We start from the raw sequence: 3,026 nt of genomic DNA on the forward strand, positions 1-3,026 counted from the left end.
GTTGGAGGCTCTCCCCCTTTAACCACAAAACGTCCCAGCGCCGTTGGCCGCACCCCTCCAGACCTGGAGCAGCGTTGGGTGGGAAGCCGCCAGACCTGCGGGAGCGTCGGGTGGGAAGCGGCCAGAGCTGCGGGAGCGTCGGGAGTGGGCCGCGAAGATCGGCGTCGGACTCGTCAGCGGGGGAACTTCCGTCTGTGTAGCCATGCCAGGAGTTCAATCGCGAGACCGCCGCCAAGGCCGGCGGCCAGAGCGGCCAGCAACAGGCTGGCGGGCGGCCAGGACAGGATGAAGAACTCCTGTGCCAGGGGGAGGTTGAGCAGGATCACGAGCGCAGCGCACATCGCCGCCAGCACCCCCACCCGGCCTGTGTTGAGCGGCCGGGACACGACCGCAAGGATCCAGAGTCCCACCACCGAGAGGGTGAGGACCGAAGCGGATCCCAAGGTCTCCGGCGTCGTCTCTCCTGAGAGCGCGATCCCGTTCAGCGCCAGCAGGGCGGCCGCGACGATCAGCCCCGCCGGCACGGAGAACCAGAGGGAACGGCGCAGGAAACCTGGCTTGTACCGGCGGGCGTTGGGCATGAGCGCCAGGAAGAAGGCGGGGATGCCGATAGTCAGGCCGTCGGTGAAGGACAGTTGGCGGGGGAGGAACGGGAAGGGCCACTGCATCAGCCCGAAAGTGACCGCAATGGCAATCGAATAGGCGGTCTTGCTGAGAAAAAGGCTCGAGACCCGTTCGATGTTTGCGATGACCCGGCGGCCTTCCGCCAGCACCTCCGGGAGCCGGTCGAAGCGCCCGTCGAGCAGGACCAAACGCGACACCGCTTTGGTGGCGGGCGCGGCCGAATCCATGGCTATGCCAAGGTCCGCCGTCTTGAGGGCGAGCGCGTCGTTTACTCCGTCCCCGGTCATGGCCACGGTGTGTCCTAGCCGTTGAAGAGCGGTGACCATGTCCTTCTTCTGGTCGGGGCTAACCCGGCCGAACACCGTGTTGCGGCCCATGACCTCCTCGAGCAGCTGAGGGTCCTCCGGCAGCTCGCGGGCGTCGAAGCCATCCGTCACGTCGACGCCAACCCGGCGGGCGATGGCGGCGACGGTCCGCGGATCGTCGCCCGAAATGATTTTCACCTCGACGCCCTCGGCGCGGAAGAATTCCAGGGTTTCCCGGGCGTCTGAACGGGGTTGCTCCCGGAACGTCAGGAGCGCTACGGGCCGGAGTCCGGCGGGCAGCGTCGCCACCTTGCCCGCTGCCGGCAGCCCGTCAGCTCCGGCCAGGAGCAGCGTCCGCAGACCCGCCCGTGCCAGCTCGCCGGCCTGTCCCAGGACGCCGGCGTGGCCCGCTGGTGCAAGGACCATTTCCGGTGCCCCAAGAATCCAAGTGGGCGTTGTGCCGTTGCTGCTGCCGAAAGAGACCCCGCTCCACTTCCGCGAGGAGGAAAACGGAACATAGGAGACCGACTGGAAGCCGCCGTCGTCCTCAAAAGCGGTGGCAAGGCTCCGGGCCGTCGCGTTCGCCTCGGGTTCGGTGGCAAACCAACCGAGGGCCTGCTGCCAGCCGGCGTCGGGCGAGGGAGTCAACTGGTGGACGGCGTCGAATTTGAGACCCCCCTCGGTCAGGGTGCCGGTCTTGTCCATGCACAGGATGTCCACCCGGGCGAGTCCTTCCACAGCTGCGAGCTCCTGAATGAGCACCTTGTGGCCGGCCAGCCGGAGTCCGCCGACGGCAAACGCCACGCTGGTCAGCAGCACGAGACCCAGCGGAACCATGGCAATCACACTGGCGATGACGCCCACCATGGCCCCGGTCCAGGCGCCGGTGGCAAGGGCGTCTTGCCAGCCGCCCCGTGACTGCAGTTCGCCGTTGATCACCACGACGGCGACGGGCAGGATTCCCCAGGCGATCCAGCGCAGGACACGGTTGAGGCTGTTACGGATCTCCGAGTCCACCAGCGAGAACCGGCGCGCATCTGCCGTGAGCCGGCTGGCGAAGGACTCGGCTCCCACCCGGACTACCCGGGCTTTGCCGTGGCCTGCCACGATGATGGATCCCGAAAGCACTTCCGAGCCGGCATCCTTGTCGATCGGATCCGATTCGCCGGTAAGGAGGGATTCGTCGGCCTCCAGCCCGGCCGCGTCGAGCACCGAAGCGTCCGCGGTGACCTGGTCCCCGGCGCGCAGGACCAGGACGTCATCCCGTACGACCTCGGCCGTGGCGATCTCGAGGATCTGGCCGTCGCGCAGCACCCTCGCCCGCGGGGCGTCCAACACGGCGAGGCGGTCCAGGGATCTCTTCGCCCTGAACTCCTGGACCACGCCGATCACCGCATTGCCCGCGGCTGCCAGCCCAAACAGCGCGTCCTGCCAGCGACCCAAGAGCAGCAGCACCAGAAAACTCGTGCCGACGATCGCGTTGAACAGCGTCAGGACGTTGGCCCGAAAAATCTGCCACAGGCTCCGGCTGGTCTTGTCGGGCACACGGTTGTCCAGGCCACTTTCAATGCGGGCAGCGACCTCATGGTGCGAAAGTCCGTTCACGGCGGGACCGGAGACACGCCGATGGAGCAGAGCGGGGTTCTGGCGCCGGGGTTGTGCCCTCACCCCCCGATGGTAACCGGCCCGGGGGACGGAAGCGATGGAGCTTACGGCCCGGATCCACCGGAAATCGACGACGCCGGCCAGGGACGGGCGGGTGCGCGGAGCCCGGCGCGGCCCCGTGTTGGGCGGACCGGCGCGGGATTTCACGGCCATTGGGCAGCTGGAGGGACGGCTCCGGGGCGGGTTTGCGATTGCCGCCGGCTGGGTGTATTGTTTTCTAAGTCGCCACGAGGGAGACCAGCGGAAATGCTGGAGTACCGGAGGCGGCCAACCCCCCAAAATAATTCAAAACCAAGGTCTTCCGTCGCCTCAGGCGCCAGGAGAATTCTGGTGGGGCTGGTTCGTCTGCTGATGTAGGTCGCGGAAACGCTGATTTGCTTCGCAGGCTGGGACCGGGTAAGTTTGAAAAGTTGCTCCGGAGCGATCCTCGAC

At 67.1% G+C, this 3,026-nt stretch carries 1 protein-coding gene; it reads right to left on the reverse strand.

Annotated features, from left to right (window positions below):
• Positions 1–173 precede the first annotated feature (173 nt).
• Positions 174–2,534 carry an HAD-IC family P-type ATPase gene (locus tag ABLI39_RS17270; RefSeq protein WP_349414785.1) on the reverse strand — a complete coding sequence of 787 codons (2,361 nt, stop codon included), beginning with the start codon at positions 2,532–2,534 and terminating at the stop codon, positions 174–176.
• Between the last annotated feature and the right edge of the window lie 492 nt (positions 2,535–3,026).

Origin of the sequence: Pseudarthrobacter sp. B907 (assembly GCF_040137805.1) — a bacterium.
GTDB lineage: Bacteria > Actinomycetota > Actinomycetes > Actinomycetales > Micrococcaceae > Arthrobacter.